At 67.0% G+C, this 18,180-nt stretch carries 17 protein-coding genes; 4 read left to right on the top strand and 13 right to left on the bottom strand.

Annotated elements, in window-relative coordinates; genetic code table 11:
* Position 1: 1 nt before the first annotated feature.
* From argE to EJJ38_RS05830, 5 genes are read right to left on the bottom strand one after another with little or no spacing between them, the layout of a single operon-like run.
* Positions 2–1,180: an acetylornithine deacetylase gene (argE, locus tag EJJ38_RS05850; protein ID WP_127089178.1), complete on the bottom strand. Its 1,179-nt coding sequence runs from the start codon at positions 1,178–1,180 to the stop codon at positions 2–4.
* Positions 1,177–1,875, bottom strand: coding sequence for an ABC transporter ATP-binding protein (locus EJJ38_RS05845; RefSeq protein WP_127089177.1), 699 nt, complete (start codon positions 1,873–1,875; stop codon positions 1,177–1,179). Before EJJ38_RS05845 ends, argE begins: the two co-directional genes overlap by 4 nt.
* Positions 1,862–2,674 carry an ABC transporter ATP-binding protein gene (locus EJJ38_RS05840; RefSeq protein ID WP_127089176.1) on the bottom strand — a complete coding sequence of 271 codons (813 nt, stop codon included), beginning with the start codon at positions 2,672–2,674 and terminating at the stop codon, positions 1,862–1,864. The genes EJJ38_RS05845 and EJJ38_RS05840 overlap by 14 nt, the downstream gene beginning before the upstream one ends.
* 3 nt (positions 2,675–2,677) lie before the next feature.
* A complete protein-coding gene (locus tag EJJ38_RS05835) occupies positions 2,678–3,850 on the bottom strand; it encodes a branched-chain amino acid ABC transporter permease (protein ID WP_127089175.1) in 1,173 nt (390 codons plus the stop codon).
* Entirely contained in the window at positions 3,850–4,767 is a 918-nt protein-coding gene (locus EJJ38_RS05830) for a branched-chain amino acid ABC transporter permease (RefSeq protein WP_127089174.1), read from the bottom strand. Before EJJ38_RS05830 ends, EJJ38_RS05835 begins: the two co-directional genes overlap by 1 nt.
* 293 nt (positions 4,768–5,060) lie before the next feature.
* On the opposite strand from EJJ38_RS05830, the gene EJJ38_RS05825 reads away from it, so the two are divergent.
* The 3 genes from EJJ38_RS05825 (at position 5,061) to EJJ38_RS05815 (ending at position 8,833) form a co-directional block, all read left to right on the top strand.
* A complete protein-coding gene (locus tag EJJ38_RS05825; protein WP_127089173.1) occupies positions 5,061–6,218 on the top strand; it encodes a branched-chain amino acid ABC transporter substrate-binding protein in 1,158 nt (385 codons plus the stop codon).
* Positions 6,219–6,501: 283 nt separating this feature from the next.
* Entirely contained in the window at positions 6,502–7,785 is a 1,284-nt protein-coding gene (locus EJJ38_RS05820) for a flavin-containing monooxygenase (RefSeq protein WP_127089172.1), read from the top strand.
* A gap of 154 nt (positions 7,786–7,939) precedes the next feature.
* Complete coding sequence (locus tag EJJ38_RS05815; RefSeq protein ID WP_127089171.1) at positions 7,940–8,833, top strand: LysR family transcriptional regulator; 894 nt, start codon at positions 7,940–7,942, stop codon at positions 8,831–8,833.
* A 167-nt stretch (positions 8,834–9,000) separates the two neighbouring features.
* Here EJJ38_RS05815 and EJJ38_RS05810 read toward each other — a convergent pair whose 3' ends face one another.
* From EJJ38_RS05810 to EJJ38_RS05780, 7 genes are all read right to left on the bottom strand, one after another.
* Positions 9,001–10,050, bottom strand: coding sequence for a phenylacetaldoxime dehydratase family protein (locus EJJ38_RS05810; RefSeq protein ID WP_127089170.1), 1,050 nt, complete (start codon positions 10,048–10,050; stop codon positions 9,001–9,003).
* Positions 10,051–10,106: 56 nt separating this feature from the next.
* Positions 10,107–10,841 carry an ABC transporter ATP-binding protein gene (locus EJJ38_RS05805; RefSeq protein WP_127089169.1) on the bottom strand — a complete coding sequence of 245 codons (735 nt, stop codon included), beginning with the start codon at positions 10,839–10,841 and terminating at the stop codon, positions 10,107–10,109.
* Positions 10,838–11,614: an ABC transporter ATP-binding protein gene (locus EJJ38_RS05800; protein WP_127089168.1), complete on the bottom strand. Its 777-nt coding sequence runs from the start codon at positions 11,612–11,614 to the stop codon at positions 10,838–10,840. The genes EJJ38_RS05805 and EJJ38_RS05800 overlap by 4 nt, the downstream gene beginning before the upstream one ends.
* Before the next feature lie 2 nt (positions 11,615–11,616).
* Positions 11,617–12,810, bottom strand: a complete 1,194-nt coding sequence (locus tag EJJ38_RS05795; RefSeq protein ID WP_245454130.1) for a branched-chain amino acid ABC transporter permease — start codon at positions 12,808–12,810, stop codon at positions 11,617–11,619.
* 1 nt (position 12,811) lies between these two features.
* Entirely contained in the window at positions 12,812–13,732 is a 921-nt protein-coding gene (locus EJJ38_RS05790; RefSeq protein ID WP_127089167.1) for a branched-chain amino acid ABC transporter permease, read from the bottom strand.
* A 129-nt stretch (positions 13,733–13,861) separates the two neighbouring features.
* Positions 13,862–15,040 carry a branched-chain amino acid ABC transporter substrate-binding protein gene (locus tag EJJ38_RS05785; RefSeq protein WP_245454129.1) on the bottom strand — a complete coding sequence of 393 codons (1,179 nt, stop codon included), beginning with the start codon at positions 15,038–15,040 and terminating at the stop codon, positions 13,862–13,864.
* A gap of 86 nt (positions 15,041–15,126) precedes the next feature.
* Positions 15,127–16,194, bottom strand: a complete 1,068-nt coding sequence (locus EJJ38_RS05780; protein ID WP_127089166.1) for a carbon-nitrogen hydrolase family protein — start codon at positions 16,192–16,194, stop codon at positions 15,127–15,129.
* A gap of 446 nt (positions 16,195–16,640) precedes the next feature.
* Between EJJ38_RS05780 and EJJ38_RS05775 the strand changes: the two genes are divergently transcribed.
* Positions 16,641–17,408 (top strand): helix-turn-helix transcriptional regulator, encoded by a 768-nt coding sequence (locus EJJ38_RS05775; RefSeq protein WP_127089165.1) that lies wholly within the window; start codon positions 16,641–16,643, stop codon positions 17,406–17,408.
* Between the two features lie 60 nt (positions 17,409–17,468).
* Here EJJ38_RS05775 and EJJ38_RS20260 read toward each other — a convergent pair whose 3' ends face one another.
* Complete coding sequence (locus EJJ38_RS20260) at positions 17,469–18,005, bottom strand: hypothetical protein (protein ID WP_164738426.1); 537 nt, start codon at positions 18,003–18,005, stop codon at positions 17,469–17,471.
* Positions 18,006–18,180: the final 175 nt, after the last annotated feature.

Genomic DNA, 18,180 nt, shown 5'->3' with positions numbered 1-18,180 from the left:
CTCAGAGTGAAGGGGAAGGCGCGCCGGACAGGCGCGCGAGCAGGCGGTCCATCATCCGGTCGCAGGCGGCGAGCTGGTCCAGCGCCACGAACTCGTCCGGCTTGTGGCCCTGGTCCATGGAGCCCGGCCCGCAGACCACGGTGGGAATGGCGAGGGCGCCGTCGAACAGGCCGCCCTCGGTACCGAAAGCCACCTTGAAGGTGGTGGGGTCCGCCACCAGCGCCTTCACGAAGCAGACCACCTCCGCATCGGGCGGGGTGGCGAGGCCGGGATAGGAATTCACCACCTCCACGGCGATATCCGCCTGCGGAAACTGCGCCCGTCGCGTGGCCACCAGCCGGGCCGCCTCGTCCATCAGCCCCGCGAGGATGGCGGAGGCATCGTCCTGGGCGATGTTGCGGATCTCGAAATCCACGGTGCAGCGGTTCGGCACGATGTTCAGCGCGGTGCCCCCCGCGATCACGCCCGCATGGAGCGTGGTGTAGGGCACGTCATAATCGTCGTCGCGTGGGCCCTCGGCCGCGAGGCGCTCCTGCCCGGCGCGCAGCAGACCGACGAAATCGCAGGCGAGATGGATGGCGTTGAGCGCCTTGGGGGCCAGGGCCGAATGGCCTTCCACCCCGCAGCAGGTGGCGCGGGCCGCCAGCTTGCCCTTGTGGCCGGTGGCGATGCGCAGCGAGGTGGGCTCGCCGATGATGCACAGGCGCGGGCGCACGGGCGCCTGCGCCAGCCGCTCGATGAGCGAGCGCACACCCAGGCACCCCACTTCCTCGTCATGGCTGAAGGCGAGATGGAGCGGCACGGCCAAGTCCTGTGCAGCGTCCTGCGCCGCCGCCCGGTCCGCGAGCGCGAGCGCGCAGGCCAGGAAGCCCTTCATGTCCGCCGCCCCGCGCCCATAGGCGCGCCCATCCGCCACGCGCAGGCGGAAGGGATCGCTGCTCCAGGCCTGCCCGTCCACCGGCACCACGTCCGTATGGCCGGACAGGAGGATTCCGGGCCGGTCCTTCGGCCCGATGGTGGCGTAGAGATTGGCCTTGCGGCCGTCCGGCGTGGCGATGATCTCGGCCGCGACGCCCCGCGCGCCAAGATACTCCGCTACGAAGGCGATGAGGTCGCGATTGGGATCGCGGCTCGCGGTTGGAAAGGCGATGAGCCGGTCGAGAAGATCGAGCGTGCTCATAGATAGAGATGCCGCACGGCATCATTGGCCAGAAGCTCGGCCGCATTGCCTGTGGCCACCACCCGCCCCTTCACCAGCATGATGCCGCGATGGGCGATGGAGAGCGCGGTCTCCGCATTCTGCTCGATGAGCAGGACGGTGGTGCCGCGCCGGTTGATCTCGGCCACCGTGTCGAAATATTCGTCGATGAGCTTGGGCGAGAGGCCGAGCGAGGGCTCGTCCATGACGACCAGCTTCGGCTCGCCGATGAGCGCGCGCGCCAACGCCACCATGGCCTGCTCGCCGCCCGAGAGCGTGCCCGCCCGCTGGTTGATGCGATCGCGCACGCGGGGGAACAGGTCCAGCATGCCTTCCAGCTTGTCGGAAAAGCGCCCCTGCCCTTTCTGGGCCTCGAAGCCCAGGCGGATATTGTCGCGCACGCTCACATCCGCGAACAGGCGGCGGCCCTCCGGCACGAAGCCGATGCCCAGCGCGCTCAGCGCCTCCGTGCGGGTGCGCGCGAGGTCCTGGCCCATGATGCGGACGGTGCCGCCGGAGAGCGGCAGCAGGCCCGAAATGGCGCGGAAGGTGGTGGTCTTGCCCGCCCCGTTGGGACCGAGGATGCAGACCAGTTCACCGGCCGACACCTTGAACGACACGTCGCGCAGCATGGCCACGACGCCATAGTCGGTATCGACCTTCTCAAGCTCCAGCATGCTGCGTCGCCTTGCGTCCGAGATAGGCTTCCTGGACCCGCGGGATCTTGCGGATCTCCTCATAGGGGCCGTCGGCCAGTTTCTGCCCGTAATCGAGAACCATCACCCGGTCCGGCAGGCTCGCCACGAGGCGCATATCATGCTCGATGATCATGAGCGCGAGCTCCGGCCGCTGGGCGCAGACGGCGCGGATGTCGTCCATGAGCGCGTCGGTGTCGGCGTCATCCATGCCGGAGGACGGCTCGTCCAGCAGCAGCACCTTGGGATCGGTGGCGAGCGCGCGGGCGATCTCCAGGCGGCGGCGGTCGGCCTGGGCCAGTTCGCCCGCCGGGCGGTGACGCTGGTCGTAAAGGCCGCGCGAGACGCTCTTCAGCAGCCCTTCCGCATGGGCGGCGGCGGCATCGAGTTCCGCCTTGGCGCGCCCACGCCGGAAGATGGCGTCGAACACGCCCGCCTTGGTGTGGACATGCCGGCCGATCACCACATTGTCCAGGACGCTGAGGTCCGCGAACAGGCGGCTCGACTGGAAGGTGCGGGCGATGCCGCGCGCCACGATCCTGTGGGCGGGCACGCCGTTGAGCCGCTGCCCCTCCAGGCGCACCTCCCCCGAGGAGGGGATGTAGATGCCCGTGATGATGTTGAGCAGCGTGGACTTGCCCGCGCCGTTGGGGCCGATGATGCCGAGGATCTCGCCGCGCTTCAGCGTGAACGCCACCTCCGCCATGGCGACGAGGCCGCCGAAGCGCATGGTGAGGTTCTCGCCCTCCAGGACCACGGGAGCGGATGGGGAAATGCCCATGGGTCAGTCTCCGTAGCGGCGCAGGCGCTGGGGGAAGAGTCCCTGGGGCCGGATCATGAGGAACAGGATGACGGTGATGCCGAAGAACAGGATCCGGTAGTCGGAGAAGGCCCTGAGCTTCTCGGGCAGCATGGTGAGCAGGAAGGCGCCGACGATGACGCCCAGGATGTTGTCCATGCCGCCCGCGATCACCATGGTCATGATGGTGACGGAGACCAGGAAGGTGAAATTGTCGGGCGAGATGAAGCCCACATAGAAGGCGTAGATGGTGCCCGCGAAGCCCGCGAGGAACGCATCCACCGCGAAGGCCAGCACCTTGTACCAGGTGACATTGATGCCCTGGCAGCGCGCCGCCAGCTCGTCCGCCCGCAGCGCGTTCCAGGCGAGGCCGACGCGAGAATCATGCAGGCGCTCGGCGAACACGATGGAAATGAAAACGAGCAGCGCGGAGAGATAATAGAAGTTCGCCTGCGGCGGCAGCGTGTGGCCAAGGATCACCAGCGGATCGCTGAAGGCATGGCCGAACAGCTCCGGCACCGGAATGCCGACGAGGCCGTTGGGGCCGCCGGTGAACTCCAGATTATTGAGAAGCTGGTGCACCACCACACCAAAAGCGATGGTGACGAGGGCGAGATAGCTGTCCCGCGTGCGCATGGACGGGATGCCCAGCAGGAAGCCGAAAACGGTGGCCACCACCGCCGCGGCGGGCAGCGCCAGCCAGAAGCTCACCCCGAAATTCAGCGCCAGCAGCGCCGAGGCATAGGCGCCGATGCCGTAGGAGGCGCCGGTCGCGAAGTTCGGGATATTCGCGCTGCCAAGCTGGAAATTCAGCGCCAGGGCGAGAACTGCATAGAGCATGGAGATGACGCACAGGTGCAACGCATAGGTGTTGCCCTCCAGCACGAAGGGAAAGCCCAGCACCAGCGCGATGCCCATGAGCAGCGCGAGCCGCGAATGGCGCGCGAAGGCGGCCTCGATCCGGGTTTCCACGGACGGAACCCGCTCCAGGAAGACGAGGACCGCCGCGAACAGGACGAGCAGGCCGAGCACGAAGCGCCAGTCATCGATCAGCAGGAACTGCCGCAGATACAGCGCCCCCGCCGCCTGCACGGCGATCACGGTGAGCATGCCGGACACAGGGTTGCCCGAGGTGGAGGAGGAAGAAGCGTGCGCCATCACACCTTCTCCACCAGGGTGCGGCCCAGCAGGCCGGAGGGGCGGAACACCAGCACGCCGATGACCAGCAGGAACACGAAGACCAGGCGATAAGAGGCGCCGTTGGGCACGGTGGCCTGAACCAGCGTGTCGAGCCCGGCGATGAGCAGGCTGCCGATGATGGCGCCCGGCATGGAGCCGAGGCCGCCCACCACCGCCGCCGAGAAGCCGATGAGGCCCACATCAATGCTGAAATCGAACCGCGCCATGCCCGCATAGGAGGAGAAGAACAGGCCACCCACGGCGCCGATGGCGGAGGCCACGAAGAAGGTGGCGCGGAAGATGCGGCCGGGATGGATCGCCATGAGCCGCGCCGCGTCGCGATCCTGCGACACCGCCTTGATATGCAGGCCGAGGCGCGTGTTGTTCAGCATGAAGAACAGGGCACACACCGAGAGCGCCGACACAGCGACCACCGTGAGGCTGAACAGGGGGACGGAGTAGCCGGCAATGGCGATGTCCCCGTCCACGAGGCGCGGAAAGGCGTGGGGATTGCTGCCATTGGGAAAGAGGTGGCGGATCAGTTCCCGGAGCACGATGCCGAGCGCCACCGTGGCCACCAGCGCCATCATGGCGGGCGCCTTGCGGAAGCGCTGGATGACCACGAGATCCAGCAGCACGCCCACCGCGCCCGTCACCGCGATGGACACCACCAGGGCCAGGAGAAAGGTGGTGATCGTTCCCGCATCGCCAAGCACTGAGCCGAGGGCGGAAATAACCGCCAGCCCGAAGAAGGGTGCCAGCAGGGAAACATCGCCGTGCGAGAAGTGGATGATGTTCAGGACGCCGAACAGCAAGCTGAATCCGACAGCGATCAGGGCGTAAATGCTGCCCAATGTTATCCAGTTCACGATCTGCTGGAAGAAGAGTTCACTCACGTCCGGCCCTCTTTCTGGCTCTGTTTTCAGCGGCGCATCGGCCGAATTTGCCCTAAAGCAGGCCGCGATCAGAATAGTTTTTTCCAAATCAATGGGTCCGATGTTTTGAAGTGCGACGCTGCGGCAGGCAGAGCGGGGGCACTGACCCTTGGTTCGGAAAATCCAACGTCAAAGGTTTTGAAGTTCCGATTTTCGTTCGGACGCGGGCGGGTTCAGAGTTTCAGCCGTGGGAGGCGCGCCTCCCGACCAACCATCATGGCCGTCCAAAGGCCGGTCCAGAGGAGTTTGAGATCATGGCCTTCGCGCCCATCCAGCGGCCGTCGCGTCCCGCACGCCGCACCTTTTCCCTGGGCCTTGCCGCGCTCGCCGGCGCCCTCGCCGTCTCCGGCCTCGGCACCGGCTCCGCACTCGCCCAGGAGACCGTGAAGCTTGGCTTCATCGGCCCGCTCAGCGGCGGCAATGCCCAGCAGGGCATCGCGGCCCGCAACGGCTTCCAGCTCGCCATCGACCAGGCCAATGCGGCCGGCCTGCCCTTCAAGATCGAGCCCGTCATCCTCGATGACGCGGCCAATCCCCAGACCGGCGTCGCCGCCGCCCTGAAGCTCACCAACGACCCGAAGGTCGTTGCCGCCACCGGCCACTGGAACAGCGGCGTCGCGCTCGCCACCATCCCGGTCTTCAGCCGCGCCAACGTGCCCTTTGTGGTGTGGGGCGCCATCAGCCCGAAGATCACCGAGAAGAACAATCCCATGGTCTCGCGCGTGGTGACCACGCTCGTGAACACCAACGCCCCGCTCGCCAAGTGGGCCGCGACGAACCTCGGCAAGCGCATCGCCATCGTCTCCGACACCAGCGATTACGGTGTCGCCAACACGGACAATTTCCGGAAGTTCTACGAGGCGGACGGCGGCACCATCGTCGCGGCCGAGAGCGCGCCCGTGGGCACCACCGACTTCCGCGCCCTGCTCACCAAGATCAAGGGCACCAATCCCGACGCCATCTATTTCGGCGGCGTGGTGGCGGAAGCGGGCCTCGTGCGCCAGCAGATGGTGCAGCTTGGCATGAACCAGCCCATGATCGGCGTGGACGGCTTCTATGACAGCGAGTTCCTGAAGATCGCCGGCGCGGCGGCCAACGGCACCATCGCGGGCATCGCCAAGGAAGTGGGGAATCCGAAGCTGGATGCCATGACCACCGCCTACAAGGCCGCGAACTTCGCCGAGCCCATCGGCTCCTATACGAAGAACGCCTATGACGCGACCAACATCATCATCGACGCGCTGAAGACCGCCGGCGTGAAGGACAAGGCCGCCATTGCGAAGGCCATCCGCGCCATCGACTATGACGGCGCCATGGGCCGCACAACCTTCGACGAGAATGGCCAGACCAAGCGCGAAGTCGTGCTTGAGCTGCGCGAGGTCAAGGACGGCGCCTGGACCACCCGCCAGTGACGCCCAGCGGCGGGCGCAGCTCCCCCCTGCGCCCGCCGTGCCCCTCTGATCCTTCAGAGCTGAGCATCCCTGCCGACATCGGGCGGCAGGGATAGCGTTTTCCTGGAATATTCACTGCCCTGTTCCAGACAATTACGAGATTCATCGCCGGTAAATTTTGTTTTTCTGAAGCAATGATAATTTGTTTAATTATTTAACGATCCAGATCACGCCCCTAGATTGAAGAAGAAGTCTTCGGCACATGCCGAATCCGGCGCCGGATGCGCCAGAAAAGGGACCCCAAATGTCAGTTGAGACGATCGACACGCTGGTCATCGGCGCCGGGCAGGCCGGGCTGGCCATGAGCGAGCATCTGAGCAAGGCCGGCGTGCCGCACCTCGTCCTGGAGCGCCGCCGGATTGCCGAGCGCTGGCGTTCGGAGCGGTGGGATTCGCTGGTGGCGAACGGCCCCGCCTGGCACGACCGCTTTCCCGGCCTCACCTTCACCGATTTCGATGCCGCCATCGGCCCGGACGACTTCCCGGCCAAGGAACAGGTGGCTGATTATTTCGTGGCCTATGCGGACAAGATCGCCGCGCCCATCCGCTGCGGCGTCGAGGTGCTGAAGCTGGAGCGCAATTCCGGCCGTCCCGGCTTCCGGGTAGAGACCTCGGACGGCGTCATCGAGGCCGCCCGCGTGGTTGCCGCCACCGGCCCCTTCCAGCGGCCCATCATGCCGCCCGTGATCCCGGCCGAGACGGGCGTGGTGCAGATGCACTCCACCGGCTATCGGAACCCGCAGGCCCTGCCCGAAGGTGCTGTGCTCGTGGTGGGCGCGGGCTCGTCCGGCGTCCAGATCGCCGAGGAATTGCTGCGCGCCGGGCGCACCGTCTATCTCTCCGTTGGGCCCCATGACCGCCCGCCCCGGGCCTATCGCGGGCGTGACTTCGTGTGGTGGCTGGGCGTGCTCGGCAAGTGGGACGCCGCCGCCCAGGAGCCCGGCAAGGAGCATGTGACCATCGCGGTAAGCGGCGCCAATGGCGGCCACACCATCGATTTCCGCCGCCTCGCGGCGGACGGCATGATCCTGGTGGGCCGCACCGAGGGCTGCACCGACGACGTGGTCCGGTTCGGGTCCGACCTTGTCGAGAACTTGAACAACGGGGACGCCAATAACCGCGCTTTGCTGGACGAGGCGGACGCTTATGTGGCGCGCAACGGCCTCGACCTGCCGGAAGACCCGGAGGCGCGGGTGAGCGTGCCGGACGCCCCCTGCGTGCGCGATCCGCTCCGCGCGCTCGACCTCAAGGCGGCGGGCGTCTCCACCATCATCTGGGCCACCGGCTTCGCGCTGGACTATGGCTGGATGCAGGTGGATGCGTTCGACGCCGACGGCAAGCCGCGCCACCAGCGGGGCGTGTCGTGCGAGCCGGGCATCTATTTCCTCGGCCTGCCCTGGCAGTCCCGGCGCGGCTCCAGCTTCATCTGGGGCGTGTGGCACGATGCGAAGTATCTGGCGGACCAGATCTCCATCCAGCGCGCCTATATCGCCTATGACGACGCCTGCCGGGCAGACGCGGCACGCTGAGGGCGCGTGCGGCATTCGAAGGGCGTGACTTTCCCGCCCTTCGGATCGTCCTTGCGGGTGCGCCTTTCCGCTCCGTTTCTCGTTCAAGGCTTTATCGTCCCGGTGATTTTTCCTATCGTCGCTCCCGGCGCGCGCACCGCGCCGGGTGGAGCCGATGTTCAACTGGAACGACCTCATTTTCTTCCTGGAACTGGCCCGGCAGGGCCGGCTTCTGCCCGTCGCCCGTCGCCTGAAGGTGGACCACACCACGGTCTCCCGCCGCATCAGCGAACTGGAGCGCGACCTCGCCCTCAAGCTGTTCGACCGCAAGCCTGACGGCTTCGTGCTCACGGAAGTGGGCCATCGCCTGTTCGCCATGGCCGAGCGCATTGAGCAGGAAGCCGTGGCCATCGAGGAGACCATCCAGGCTGTCCCCAGCGCGCCCAAGGGCGCGGTGCGGGTGGCTTCCATGGAGGGGATCGGCGCCTTCTACCTCGCCGGGTGCTTCGCGGAACTGGCGGAGAAGGAACCGGGCCTCGTGGTGGAGCTGGTCACCGAGCGCCACCTCATCAACCTGACCAAGCGCGAGGCGGACGTGTTCGTCTCCTTCGTGCCGCCCCAGGGCCAGCGGCTCGCGGTGCGCAAGATCGGCAGCTTCCGCCTCGCCCTCTATGCCGCGCCCGATTATGTGCGCCGCTTCGGCATGCCGCGCACGCGCGAGGAACTGCCGTCGCATCTGTTCGTGGACTATGTGGAGGATCTGGTCGCCATCCAGCCCGTTCACTGGCTGCTGGATGTGCTCGATCCCAACAAGGTGGCGTTCCGCTCCACCTCCATGCATGCCCAGCAGAATGCGGTGGCGCGCGGGGCGGGCATCGGCCTGCTGCCGCTCTTCTCTGCCAAGAGCAATCCGCGCCTTATTCCCATCCTGCCCGACGAGGTGGTGGTGATGCGCGACATCTATGTGAGCGTGCACGAAGACCTGGAATTCATGGGCCGGTTCCGCGCCGTGCTCCAGCACCTCACGGAAGTGGTACGGCGCGACACGGCTTTCCTGACCGAGTTCTAGGATGGCCCGATGCACACAACGCATTTCCAGTCGTCATGCCCGGGCTTGTCCCGGGTATCCACGGCTATCCGTCACGCATCGATCTGGCCGAACCGCGTGGATGGCCGGGACAAGCCCGGCCATGACGTGCTCTTGAGGGATGTCTCGTTCGCGAATTCCGGTTCGCCTTAAACGCTCTCCCCCAGCAGGAAGCCGAGGAGGCCCGTGCCCGGCGCGCAATTGATATATTCGAACGCCTGCGCCTCATCCGCCGGCAGGATGAACACCTCGTGCCAGGTGCGGAGCTGGTTCGCCTTGCCGTATTTGCGATAGCGGGCGATGGCCGCCTTGAAGATGGCCTCATGGGTGGGATGGTGCTCCGCCCAATGCTCCATATGGCCCAGCGACAGGAAATAGCCGAGCGCATGGGTCTCCAGAACCGGCGCGCCGGCCGCGTCGCAGGTCTGCTGGAAGCGCAGCGAGGCGCAGCCCGTCACTTCCGGATTCTCCTTCAGGAAGTCCATGCCCCGCAGGAGCGGCGCGCGCAGGTCGCGCATGTAGTCTTCTTCCTGCACGGGATCGCAGCGGCCCCAGAAGGCGGCCGAGCGGATGACCGCCAGATTGTGAGGCGCCGCAAGCCGCCAACGCCGCCCCTTGGTCTCCCGCGCCACGGGCACGAGTTCCGGAAGCGGGCTCTCCAGAGCGTCCACCGCCGCCAGCGGGATGCGGTCGCGCATGGCGCCGTAATAGCCGCACCAGGGGGTGGGATAGATGCCCACGTCCGGCGCGGCCGAAATGCCCCCCGCATAATCCTGCCAGTAGAGCGTCTCTTGCCGCTCCAGGGGCACGGTCAGGCTTTCGCGGAAATAGCCGGTGGCCTCGCTGAGCCGGGCGGCATCCTCCCACCAGCCGCGCACCTGCGGGGCGGCGAGGAAGCGGTCGCGCCGCGCCTCGTCCACCCAATAGGAGGCGACGATGTGGGTGTAGAGCCCGTTCTGGTCCACGAACCAGGCATGGTCGCTCAGCGTGGGGGCATCGGGGCCTTCGAGTATGCCGGCCATCCAGGGGAAGAAGGACGAGCCATAGACCGCCTCCGCGCTCTCTCCCTGGACGCCGTGGAAGGTGACGCAGACGGTCCGGCAAGTGTTGAGGAAGGCAGCGGACCAGCGCTGCACCACCGGCTCGAACCCCTTGGGCTTGCGCAGCGGGTTGATGCGCTCATAGACGGGTATTCCCATGATCCCTTCCCTGTTTCCTTGTCTGTTTTCTGGCCTGCGTCCGTGATGCCGATGGCTCAGTGAACGCCGAAATAGGCCTTGTGGAGTTCCTGGTCCTCGGACAGCGCCGTGCTGGTGCCGGAGGCGACCACCCGGCCCTGCGCGAGCACATAGCCGTCATCCGCCACATCCAGGGTCTGGCGCACATTCTGCTCCACGAGCAGGATGGTGTAGCCCTCCTCCTTGAGCCGCCGGACGATGCGGAACACCTCGGCGACGAAGAGCGGCGAGAGGCCAAGCGAAGGCTCGTCGAAGACGATCAACTCCGGGTCCGTCATGAGCCCGCGCGCGATGGAGAGCATGGAGCGCTCGCCGCCCGAGAGCGTGCCCGCCAGTTGGTTGCGCCGCTCCTTCAGGCGCGGGAAGGTCTCGAACAGGCCCTCCATGCGCGCCGCGAGGCGTCGGCGGTCCTTCTCCAGCAGGCCGCCCACCTGCAAATTCTCCAGCACGCTCATGCGCGGCAGAACCCGATTGCCCTCCGGCACGGTGGCGATGCCCAGGGCCGCGATGCGGTGGGTGGCGAGGTTGGTGATGGTGTCACCGCCGAACGCCACCTGTCCGCGCCGCACCGGCGTGAGGCCGAGAATGGAGCGGATGAGCGTGGACTTGCCCGCCCCGTTGGCCCCCAGGATGCAGGTGATGCGCCCCGGCTTCGCCTCGATGGAGACGTCATGCAGCACGTCCGCCCCGTCATAGCCGGTGGTCACGCCCATGACGGACAGGCGGCGGCTTCCCTTCGGCTCCACGGTCATTCGCCGCCTCCCAGATAGGCCGTCTGCACCTCGCGATCGGCGATCAAAGCGTCGAACGGCCCCTCGAAGATCTTCTTGCCGAAATTCAGCACGATGCAGCGGTCCGAAATGCGGCGGATCACGTCCATCTCGTGTTCCACGAGCACGATGGCGAGGTCCGGCATCTCCTCCCGGAAGGCGAGCAGGTCGTCCATGAGCTGGCGGGTCTCCTCGTGGGTCATGCCGGCGGAGGGCTCGTCCAGCAGCAGCAGGCGCGGGGCGCCGATGAGCGCCCGGCAGATCTCGATGCGCCGCCGGTCGATCATGGTGAAGCTGCCCGCCGGGCGGAACAGGTTGGCCGCGATCTGCGGGTTGAACCGGCGGGTGAGCGCGGTGGCCTGTTCCACCAGCGCGGAGAGCTGGCGACGGAACCGGCTGCGGCGCACCAGCGCCGTCATCAGTCCGAGATCGAGCCGCCCGAGCGCCCCGACCGCGATATTGTCAAACACGGTCTGGTCCAGCATGAGCCGGGAGCGCTGGAAGGTGCGCGCCACCCCGGCCCGGCCGATCTCCTGGGGGGAGCGGGCGAACAGGTCCGCTTCCGCGAACCGCACCGCGCCGGACGAGGGCTTGTAGAGGCCGGTGAGCACGTTGAAGAAGGTGGTCTTTCCGGAGCCGTTGGGACCCACCAGCCCCACCGTCTCCCCCTTCCCCACCGCGATATCCACGCCGTCCAGCGCCGTCAGGCCGCCGAAGCGCATTGTGAGGCCGTTGCAGGCCAGGAGCGCGCTCATGCTCACCCCTCCTTCGCGAAGCTGGAGAAGTCGCGCGTGACCCGGGGCATGAGGCCAGAAGGACGGAAGCGCAGGATGGCGATGACCAGGAGGGCGAAGATGACCAGCCGGAACTCCTGGATGGCCTGGAGCTTCTCGGGGATGACGAGGATCACCACCGAGGCCACCACCGCGCCCCAGAGATTGCCGAGCCCGCCCAGCACCAGGATGGACAGCATGATGAGGCTGTCGCCGAAATTGGCGCTGTTGGGGTTCACGAACGCATTCATCATGCCGTAAAGCGCGCCCGCCACCCCGATCAAGGCATTGCCCATGAGGAAGGCGGTCGCCTTCCAGCGGGCGATGGAGAGGCCGAACACGCTGGCCGACACCTCGTCGGAGCGCACCGCATCCAGCGCGACGCCGGCGAAGGAGAATTCCAGCCGCCGCACCACCGCGAAGGCGAGCGCGAACAGAAAGCAGCCCGCCAGCGCATAGGGCAGGTAGAAGGACACGTCGTAGGGGCCGATCTCGGTGACGCGGCTGAAGGACAGGCCGAAGAGGGAGAAGGACGGCACCTTCATGCCCTGCGGCCCGCCCAGCACGTCGTTCACTTCGAGGAACGAGCGCAGCAGCAGGCCGAAGGCGATGGTGACCAGCGCCGCGTAATGGCCCCGCGTGCGCAGCACCGGCAGCAGCAGCAGCAGCCCAAGCACCGCCGCCGCGAGGCCCGCAATGACCAGCACCAGCAAATGCGGGATGCCGCTGGTCCCCAGCACGGCGGCCACATAGGAGCCAACCGCGAAGAAGGCGGCGCCCGCGAAATTGGGCACGCCCGCGAACGCCATCTGGAGAGTCAGCCCCGCCGCGGCGGTGGCGAACAAGGCGACGGTGGCCATCATCAGGAGCGTGTAATGCTCCTCCCGCAGCGCCGCTGCGATGGCGAGCACCATGACGGCAGCCGTGAGATTGACCGTGCCGGGATGGGCGACGCACAAGGCGGCGACGCGCCGGCCGGCGGGCAGCTTCTCGCCCAGGGCGAACAGCGCCACGAAGGCGGCCAGCAGCGCGATGACCTGGCCCTGCTCCTCGGTGTGGAGCAGGAAGCCGCCACCGGCGAACAGGACGGCCACGGTGAGGGCGACGACAACGCGCTGGAGGCCGACCGAGCGGCCGTTGGCGGTGTCGAGCGTGGGGGCAAGCTGGAGCATGCTCATGTCACACCCGCTCGCTGCTCTTTTCGGCGATGAGGCCGGTGGGGAACAGTCCGATCAGCAGGATGATGACGGCGAAGGCCACCACATCCTTGTAGGCGCTGGTGAAGGGCAGAACGACCGTGACGCCGGTCTGGATGCCCGCGAACAGGAAGCCGCCCAGGATGGGGCCGATGAGGCTGCCGAGCCCGCCCACCACCGCGCAGGCGAAGCCGATGATGCCGAGGAGAACGCCCATGTTGAAATTGATTTCCCGATAATAGAGCCCGAGCATCAGCCCCGCGAGGCCGGCGAGCATGGAGCCGAGGGCAAAGGTGCCGAGCACCGTGCGGGAGAAGCTGATGCCCGCGAGCTGGGCCACCTCCCCGTCCTGCGCCACCGCGCGGATGGCGAGGCCGAGGCGCGTGCGGGTGATGACCAGATGGGTGGCCACCACCACCGCGATCCCCGCCACCAGGATGATCACGCTGTCGATGCCCACGCTGAAGGAGCCGGCCGCCAAAACGCCCTCGGGCAGCAGCGCCGGGAAGGGCTTGGGATTGCCGCCGTTCGGCACGCCCAGGCGGATCACCTCCCGCAGCACTGTTCCGGCCATGAGGGTGGCGAGGAGCACGTTGACGGCGGGCGCGTTCTTCAGCGGCAGCACCAGCACGCGGCCGATGAGCATACCGGACGCGGCCCCTGCCCCCAGCGCGGCCAAGAGGCCCAGAGCCAGAGCGAGTGGGCCGGGAAGCGTGACGGCGGCCGCCACCAGTCCCGCCGCTCCGAAGGCGGAGAAGGCGCCCACGGTGACCACGTCGCCATGGGAAAACTTGATGACGTCGAGCACGCCGAAGAACAGCGAGAAGCCCACCGCCACGATGGCGTAGATGGTGCCGAGCATGAGCCCGTTGAACACATATTGCGCGAGAAGGCCGGGATCCATGGAAGGTCTCCGCGAGAGGGGCGGTGGCGGCGCCGCATGGGGGCCGCCCGGGTCGGGCGAGCCCCTGCAAGAAGGGCGCCGCGCGGGAAGGACGGAGGCCGGGCCCGGAGAAGCCCGGCCTCCCGCTTCTCAGTTTCCGGCCGTCTTTCCGGGGAGCTTCTTGGTGCCCGCCGCATAGGCGCTGTCGGGCCAGTAGACCCACTTGCCGTCCTGGGCCACGTAGACATTGGCCGAGACGATGTTTTGGCGGTGATCGTCGAAATTCACCTCGCCCACCAGCGCCTTGTAGCCCTTGGTGGTGTTGAGCACGTCGCGCACCTTCTTGCGGTCCGGCCCCACCTTGTCGATGGCGTCCATGACGAGGTTCGCGGCGGAGAAGGCGAACGGGCCGTAGGCGTCGGGATCCTCGCGGTAGCCGGCCTTGGTGTAGGCGTCCATGAACGCCTTGCCGTCCGCATACTTGGTCAGCGGCGCGCCGTTATGGAAGGAGACGGTGCCTTCGGCCGCCTGCCCGGCGCCCTCGATGAAGCCCGCGCTCATGATGCCGGAGACGCCGGCGAGCTGCGCGGGAATGCCGAGCCGGTCCATCTGCGAGCGCACGCGCACGCCGAGCGGGGTGAGGCCGCCGATGAACACCACGTCGGGCTTCAGCTCCTTCACCTTGGTGAGTTCGGCGGTGAAGTCCTGCTGGTCCGGCGAGACCGCGAAGGTGGCGACGATATCGCCGCCCTGGGGCTTCAGGTTCTCAGCGAAATACTTGTTCTGGCCCTTACCGTAATCCGTGGTGTCATGGATCACCACGAAGGTCTTGAAGCCCTGCTTGGTCAGGAACTCGGCCGCCATCTTGCCTTCGTTGATCATGGTGCCGTTGACGCGGTGGATCTCCTTGAAGTCGTTGCCATAGGTGATCTCCGGCAGCACCGCGCCCCACACCACCACCGGCAGGCCGAAGCGGTTGTAGGTTTCCACCGTGGCGATGGCCACCGCCGAGCAATAATGGGTGATGCCGGCGATGATGGACTTGTCGGACGCCGCCTTCGTGGCCACCTGCACGCCCACATTGGGCTTGCACTCGTCATCGAACGGGACAAGCTCGTAGGTGTATTTGGCGTCGGGCTTGGCATTGTGCAGGTCCACCGCCAGGGCGGCCGAATTGCGCCCGCCGAGGCCGGTCGCCGAATTGCCGCCGGTGAGCGGGCCGATGAAGGCGATCTTCACCGTGTCCTTGGCGAAACCCGCCGAGGGCTGGAGGGTCAGCGCGGTGAGCGCCGCGCAGGCAAGGGCTGAAAGGCTCTTCTTCATCTTCATGTTTCGATCCTCTGGATAGGTTTGTTTTGTTTTTTGAGATCCCGGCGTCGCGCGCCGGGTGAAACCGTTGGGCATCGCGCCGGTGGTCAGCGCATGCCGTCCATGTCCGCGAACATGTCGTCCGTACCGCCAAGCGCGGGCGCGGGTGCCCCCAGCGTCTCCTTCAGCGCGGCGGATTCGGCGAAGTAGGCAGGCTCGCGCGCGGTGCGGTCCACCTGGAGGTGGAAGATGTCGAAGCGATTGTAATAGCCCACCACGTCATGGAACTGCTTGGGCTCCACGCAGCGCGCCGTGTCGATGTCGGCATAGAGGATGCCCTCGTGCTCGCAGAGCACATCGCCCACCACCTGCGAGGACGGGTCGAGCACCATGGAGATGCCGCGCGGCGACTTGTCCATCACCTCCAGGCTTTCCCGGCCCAGCGCACCCATGGCCTCGCGCATGGCGGCATCCACGTAGCCGGAGGCGACGATGTTGAACACCTTTGCCTCAAAGGCATGCGCGCCCGCGCGGATCTCGATGGCGCGCTTCAGGTCATAGGCGCCATCCTCCTCGGGCGGGCGGGTCGGCCACATGGGCGGATAGGTGGAGATGTGCACCTGCTCGCCCTGGGCCATGAGGGCATAGCGCGAGAGGGGATTGGTGTTCTCCCCGCAGATCAGCATGCCCACGCGGCCCAGTTCCGTATTGGTGACGCGCAAGCCCCGCGCATCGCCGTTCGCCCACACCAGCTTCTCATAGAAGGTGGGCACGAGCTTGCGGTGATGGTTGAGGATGGCGCCGTCCGGGCCGATTAGGATGTTGGAATTCCAGAGGCATCCGACGCTGGCCTCGGTCCCCTCGGTGAAGCCGAGCGACACGAACAGGCCGTGGCGGCGGGCCGCCATGCGAATGGCGCGGATGGCCCCGTCCGACAGCTTCTGGGCTTCCGCCGCCAAGGCGCGGAAGAAGCCGTGATTGTAGATGGGCGCCTGCAGCGCGGCCCAGACCGGGAAGCCCGGCAGGAAGGATTCCGGAAACACCACGAGCGCGGCCCCGTTCGAGGCGGCCTCGGCGATCAGGTCGCACGCCTTCTCGGCAGTCTTCTCGGCGTCCAGGAACACGGACGAAGCATGGCAGGCGGCGGCCTTGAAGCGGGGATAGCTGACGGTCATCGGGCTCGTTTGCCGTTTTGAGGGGCGCGGACTGCGCACCGCAAAAAGGTGCCGCTCCCACTCCCCCGGGGGAAGAACGGAAAACTGCACAGGCCCTTGCACGCATGCCCAGCCCGGATCGCCGCCGGGCGCAAAGCGATGCATCCGGGTGCACAGGGGTGTCCATATCGCCGCGCTCTTGGGCATGTGGCGCGCGCGACGCCCGCCGCGCGCCCTCGTGTCGGGATCTCCGCACACCCCATTGCGGATTTCCACCCATGGCCCCGCCTTTGCCGGGCCGTGGAAACGCACGCACGGCCAGGGATGGGCACCTTTCCGGTGGCATGCTATCCGCCAGGAGCGTTTCCGAGCGACGTGTGAAGCGGTTCGCGTGAAGGAAACGCATAAGGACGCTCGAACGCGCGCGACACCCGCCCTCGACGGCGCCGCGCCCCGGAAGGAACGCCATGGACACGGAAGCGGTGCACCGCATCTGGGACGAGCTGTCGGACTTCGAGGTTCCCAACTCCACCCAGGCGGCCGCCCATCTGATGGCCGCCTTGTGCGAAGCCTGCGGCGCATGGAACGCCACATGGGCGGGCGCCATCCGCCTGGAGGACACGACCGGCGCGGATCCGCTGCAGGGCTGGCGCGTCGCCGCCGTCCAGGCCCTCCACCCGGTGCCGCCCCATCCCGACGCGCAGCATTTCAAGGACATCTTGGAGGTGTGGGAGCGGCGGGAGATCGACCCCTCCTTCCTCCTGCCCATGCGCAATGTGGGCACGTTCCGCACCTATTCCTTCCGCCGCGAACTGCCCGAGGACTGGTTCTCCTCCGACTTCTACCGGCGCCATTATGAAGCCGTGGGCACGCACGATGCGGTTTTCGTGGCCTTTCCCATGAATGCGGACTGCGAATCCCATTTTGGCTTCTACGCGCGCCGGCGCTTCACCGATGACGAGATCGCCCACCTCGCCTATGCGCTGCGCGGCATCAAATGGTTCCACCGCACCCTGCTCATGGCCAACGGGCTTCTCATGGCCAGCGCCCCGTTGACGCCCGGCGAGCGGCGCGTGCTTCAACTGCTGCTCACCAAGGCGTCGGAAAAGGAGATCGCCCGCCAAAGCGGCATCGCCACCTCCACTGCCCACCAGCATGTGACGCGCATCTTCCGCAAGTTCGGCGTGCGCAGCCGCGCCGAACTGATGAGCCTGTGGCTGAACAGCGGCGGCTGATCTCGTGCCCACAGGGCGCATCCCCTGATTAGGGGAGTGGAAGCGCAGAAAGCTCCGCCCTTATGGTGAAGCTTGCGAGTCGGCTGTCCATGCGGCTATGCCGTGGGTGCGGGCAATCCGGCTCGAAGCGGCGCCTCCGGTATCATTTGACCGCAAGATTGTTTGATCCGTGTGCATATTCAGCGCCGGATAATTTTTTCGACGAAATTGCTGCTGGGGACGGAAATGGGTCAGTCGGCTGAAGCACACCACGTTCGCGGGCAGCGGGCTGCGAAGAGCCGCCTGCATTTCGCGGCCCTTGCCGGCGTCTCGCTTCTTGCTCTGTCCCTCGCCAGCGGCGGCACCCAGGCGGATAGCCTGCTCGTCGGAGCCGGAGGTGCGGGCGGCGTAACCGGAAATACCACTATAGCCGGCGGCGGCGGCGGCGGCGGCGGCATCGGTGGTGGCGGCGGTGGAATAGTCACCGGCGGGGCCGCCGGCGGCGGCGGCGGTATCGGTGGCGGCGGTGGTGCCTATATTGCGGCCTTCGGTGTTATCACAGGTGGCGAGGGTGGAAACGGCGCGATTGGCGGTGCAGGTGGCACGGGTGAGGCCCAAGGCGGCGCAGGCGGATTGGGCGGTGGCGGCGCCGCGTACAGATTTGGTGGCGGCGGTGGCGCCTTGGGCGGCGCCGGCGGCAGCAGCATTTCTGGTGGTGCGGGTGGCATTGCCGGCGCCAATGGTGATGGCTCAGGCGCCAATGGAGGCGGAGGAGCAGCAGCCGGAAGCGGCA

This window comes from Aquabacter cavernae (assembly GCF_003993795.1).
In the GTDB taxonomy this organism is placed as follows: domain Bacteria; phylum Pseudomonadota; class Alphaproteobacteria; order Rhizobiales; family Xanthobacteraceae; genus Aquabacter; species Aquabacter cavernae.
Note: the sequence above shows the minus strand (reverse complement) of the source record. Positions and strands in the feature narration are given on the sequence as shown.